Below are 4,928 nucleotides of genomic sequence, written 5' to 3'. Positions count from 1 at the left end.
CAAGATGATCTTTGAAAACTAAACAAAACATGAAGTAAACGTCAATTATTAGTTTTTTGAGCAATACAAGATTTAAACTTAACTTTTATGGAGAGTTTGATCCTGGCTCAGGACGAACGCTGGCGGCGTGCCTAATACATGCAAGTCGAGCGGATTAATGGGAGCTTGCTCCCGTTAGTTAGCGGCGGACGGGTGAGTAACACGTGGGCAACCTACCTGTAAGACTGGGATAACTTCGGGAAACCGGAGCTAATACCGGATGACATAAAGGAACTCCTGTTCCTTTATTGAAAGATGGCTTCGGCTATCACTTACAGATGGGCCCGCGGCGCATTAGCTAGTTGGTGAGGTAACGGCTCACCAAGGCGACGATGCGTAGCCGACCTGAGAGGGTGATCGGCCACACTGGGACTGAGACACGGCCCAGACTCCTACGGGAGGCAGCAGTAGGGAATCTTCCGCAATGGACGAAAGTCTGACGGAGCAACGCCGCGTGAGCGATGAAGGCCTTCGGGTCGTAAAGCTCTGTTGTTAGGGAAGAATAAGTGCTAGTTGAATAAGCTGGCACCTTGACGGTACCTAACCAGAAAGCCACGGCTAACTACGTGCCAGCAGCCGCGGTAATACGTAGGTGGCAAGCGTTGTCCGGAATTATTGGGCGTAAAGCGCGCGCAGGCGGTTTCTTAAGTCTGATGTGAAAGCCCCCGGCTCAACCGGGGAGGGTCATTGGAAACTGGGAAACTTGAGTGCAGAAGAGGAAAGTGGAATTCCAAGTGTAGCGGTGAAATGCGTAGAGATTTGGAGGAACACCAGTGGCGAAGGCGACTTTCTGGTCTGTAACTGACGCTGAGGCGCGAAAGCGTGGGGAGCAAACAGGATTAGATACCCTGGTAGTCCACGCTGTAAACGATGAGTGCTAAGTGTTAGAGGGTTTCCGCCCTTTAGTGCTGAAGTTAACGCATTAAGCACTCCGCCTGGGGAGTACGGTCGCAAGACTGAAACTCAAAGGAATTGACGGGGGCCCGCACAAGTGGTGGAGCATGTGGTTTAATTCGAAGCAACGCGAAGAACCTTACCAGGTCTTGACATCCTCTGACAACCCTAGAGATAGGGCTTTCCCTTCGGGGACAGAGTGACAGGTGGTGCATGGTTGTCGTCAGCTCGTGTCGTGAGATGTTGGGTTAAGTCCCGCAACGAGCGCAACCCTTGATCTTAGTTGCCAGCATTTAGTTGGGCACTCTAAGGTGACTGCCGGTGACAAACCGGAGGAAGGTGGGGATGACGTCAAATCATCATGCCCCTTATGACCTGGGCTACACACGTGCTACAATGGATAGTACAAAGGGTTGCAAGACCGCGAGGTGGAGCTAATCCCATAAAACTATTCTCAGTTCGGATTGTAGGCTGCAACTCGCCTACATGAAGCCGGAATCACTAGTAATCGCGGATCAGCATGCCGCGGTGAATACGTTCCCGGGCCTTGTACACACCGCCCGTCACACCACGAGAGTTTGTAACACCCGAAGTCGGTGGGGTAACCTTTTAGGGGCCAGCCGCCTAAGGTGGGACAGATGATTGGGGTGAAGTCGTAACAAGGTAGCCGTATCGGAAGGTGCGGCTGGATCACCTCCTTTCTATGGAGACATCATGAACCGATGGTTCATGTATGAAATGTTTCTTCATTGTTTTGTTTAGTTTTGAAGGATTATCCTTCTATTGTAGATATGGGCCTATAGCTCAGCTGGTTAGAGCGCACGCCTGATAAGCGTGAGGTCGATGGTTCGAGTCCATTTAGGCCCACCATATCTTTTATAATATAATAATGGGGCCTTAGCTCAGCTGGGAGAGCGCCTGCCTTGCACGCAGGAGGTCAGCGGTTCGATCCCGCTAGGCTCCACCATTTTTTTTATTTTGTACCTTGAAAACTAGATAATGTCATTCATTAAACTGCGTAAGTTTAATTCAATTAGTTTTAAAATTAGTTAAGTTAGAAAGGGCGCACGGTGGATGCCTTGGCACTAGGAGTCGATGAAGGACGGGACTAACACCGATATGCTTCGGGGAGCTGTAAGTAAGCTTTGATCCGGAGATTTCCGAATGGGGGAACCCACTACTCGTAATGGAGTAGTATCTTTACCTGAATACATAGGGTACTGAGGACAGACCCAGGGAACTGAAACATCTAAGTACCTGGAGGAATAGAAAGCAATAGCGATTTCCTGAGTAGCGGCGAGCGAAACGGAAGATAGCCCAAACCAAGAGGCTTGCCTCTTGGGGTTGTAGGACACTCTATACGGAGTTACAAAGGAACGGGGTAAATGAAGCGACCTGGAAAGGTCCGTCAAAGAAGGTAAAAACCCTGTAGTTGAAACCTCGTTCCCTCTTGAGTGGATCCTGAGTACGGCGGAACACGTGAAATTCCGTCGGAATCTGGGAGGACCATCTCCCAAGGCTAAATACTACCTAGTGACCGATAGTGAACCAGTACCGTGAGGGAAAGGTGAAAAGCACCCCGGAAGGGGAGTGAAAGAGAACCTGAAACCGTGTGCTTACAAATAGTCAGAGCTCGTTAACGAGTGATGGCGTGCCTTTTGTAGAATGAACCGGCGAGTTACGATCCCGTGCAAGGTTAAGTTGAAGAGACGGAGCCGCAGCGAAAGCGAGTCTGAATAGGGCGATATAGTACGTGGTCGTAGACCCGAAACCGAGTGATCTACCCATGTCCAGGATGAAGTTCAGGTAACACTGAATGGAGGTCCGAACCCACGCACGTTGAAAAGTGCGGGGATGAGGTGTGGGTAGCGGAGAAATTCCAATCGAACTCGGAGATAGCTGGTTCTCCCCGAAATAGCTTTAGGGCTAGCCTTATGTGTTAGAGTCTTGGAGGTAGAGCACTGATTGGACTAGGGGCCCCCAACGGGTTACCGAATTCAGTCAAACTCCGAATGCCAATGACTTATCCATAGGAGTCAGACTACGAGTGATAAGATCCGTGGTCAAGAGGGAAACAGCCCAGACCGCCAGCTAAGGTCCCAAAGTATACGTTAAGTGGAAAAGGATGTGGAGTTGCTTAGACAACCAGGATGTTGGCTTAGAAGCAGCCACCATTTAAAGAGTGCGTAATAGCTCACTGGTCGAGTGACTCTGCGCCGAAAATGTAACGGGGCTAAACGTATCACCGAAGCTGCGGATTGATACCGTATGGTATCAGTGGTAGGGGAGCGTTCTAAGGGCGTTGAAGCTAGATCGTAAGGACTGGTGGAGCGCTTAGAAGTGAGAATGCCGGTATGAGTAGCGAAAGACGGGTGAGAATCCCGTCCACCGTATGCCTAAGGTTTCCTGGGGAAGGCTCGTCCTCCCAGGGTTAGTCAGGACCTAAGCCGAGGCCGACAGGCGTAGGCGATGGACAACAGGTTGATATTCCTGTACCACCTCATTTCCGTTTGAGCGATGGAGGGACGCAGAAAGATAGGGTAAGCGCGCTGCTGGATATGCGCGTCCAAGCAATTAGGCTGATGTGTAGGCAAATCCGCACATCATAAGGCTGAGTTGTGATGGCGAGGGAAATATAGTACCGAAGTTCCTGATTCTACGCTGCCAAGAAAAGCTTCTAGCGAGGAAATAGGTGCCTGTACCGCAAACCGACACAGGTAGGCGAGGAGAGAATCCTAAGGTGAGCGAGAGAACTATGGTTAAGGAACTCGGCAAAATGACCCCGTAACTTCGGGAGAAGGGGTGCTCTTTTGGGTGTATGCCCGGGAGAGCCGCAGTGAAAAGGCCCAAGCGACTGTTTAGCAAAAACACAGGTCTCTGCGAAGCCGCAAGGCGAAGTATAGGGGCTGACGCCTGCCCGGTGCTGGAAGGTTAAGAGGAGGGGTTATCCCTTACGGGAGAAGCTCTGAATTGAAGCCCCAGTAAACGGCGGCCGTAACTATAACGGTCCTAAGGTAGCGAAATTCCTTGTCGGGTAAGTTCCGACCCGCACGAAAGGCGTAACGATTTGGGCACTGTCTCAACCATAGACTCGGTGAAATTATAGTACCTGTGAAGATGCAGGTTACCCGCGACAGGACGGAAAGACCCCGTGGAGCTTTACTGCAGCTTGATATTGAATTTTGGTACAGCTTGTACAGGATAGGTAGGAGCCTGAGAAGCCGGAGCGCTAGCTTCGGTGGAGGCGTCGGTGGGATACTACCCTGGCTGTATTGAAATTCTAACCTAGAGCCGTGATCCGGCTCGGAGACAGTGTCAGGTGGGCAGTTTGACTGGGGCGGTCGCCTCCTAAAGAGTAACGGAGGCGCCCAAAGGTTCCCTCAGAATGGTTGGAAATCATTCGAAGAGTGTAAAGGCATAAGGGAGCTTGACTGCGAGACCTACAAGTCGAGCAGGGACGAAAGTCGGGCTTAGTGATCCGGTGGTTCCGCATGGAAGGGCCATCGCTCAACGGATAAAAGCTACCCCGGGGATAACAGGCTTATCTCCCCCAAGAGTCCACATCGACGGGGAGGTTTGGCACCTCGATGTCGGCTCATCGCATCCTGGGGCTGTAGTCGGTCCCAAGGGTTGGGCTGTTCGCCCATTAAAGCGGTACGCGAGCTGGGTTCAGAACGTCGTGAGACAGTTCGGTCCCTATCCGTCGTGGGCGCAGGAAATTTGAGAGGAGCTGTCCTTAGTACGAGAGGACCGGGATGGACACACCGCTGGTGTACCAGTTGTTCTGCCAAGAGCATGGCTGGGTAGCTATGTGTGGAAGGGATAAGTGCTGAAAGCATCTAAGCATGAAGCCCCCCTCAAGATGAGATTTCCCATAGCGTTAAGCTAGTAAGACCCCTGAGAGACGATCAGGTTGATAGGTCAGAGGTGGAAGCGTGGTGACACGTGGAGCTGACTGATACTAATCGGTCGAGGACTTAACTAACAAGTTTGAT

Annotated in this window: 2 tRNA genes and 2 rRNA genes; all 4 read left to right on the top strand. The window is 51.3% G+C overall.

Going from position 1 to position 4,928, the window contains the following annotated elements:
- Positions 1 to 84 precede the first annotated feature (84 nt).
- The 4 genes from BED47_RS13060 to BED47_RS13045 all read left to right on the top strand — a co-directional run bounded on the left by BED47_RS13060 (position 85) and on the right by BED47_RS13045 (position 4,918).
- Positions 85 to 1,634, top strand: a 16S ribosomal RNA gene (locus BED47_RS13060).
- Between the two features lie 92 nt (positions 1,635 to 1,726).
- A tRNA-Ile gene (locus tag BED47_RS13055) sits at positions 1,727 to 1,803 on the top strand.
- 21 nt (positions 1,804 to 1,824) lie between these two features.
- Positions 1,825 to 1,900: transfer RNA gene (locus BED47_RS13050), tRNA-Ala, on the top strand.
- A gap of 80 nt (positions 1,901 to 1,980) precedes the next feature.
- Positions 1,981 to 4,918, top strand: a 23S ribosomal RNA gene (locus BED47_RS13045).
- Together the 16S and 23S rRNA genes with 2 tRNA genes alongside form the textbook arrangement of a ribosomal RNA operon.
- Positions 4,919 to 4,928: the final 10 nt, after the last annotated feature.

The sequence above is a fragment of the Gottfriedia luciferensis genome, from assembly GCF_001712755.1.
GTDB lineage: Bacteria > Bacillota > Bacilli > Bacillales > Bacillaceae_G > Gottfriedia > Gottfriedia luciferensis_B.
Note: the sequence above shows the minus strand (reverse complement) of the source record. Positions and strands in the feature narration are given on the sequence as shown.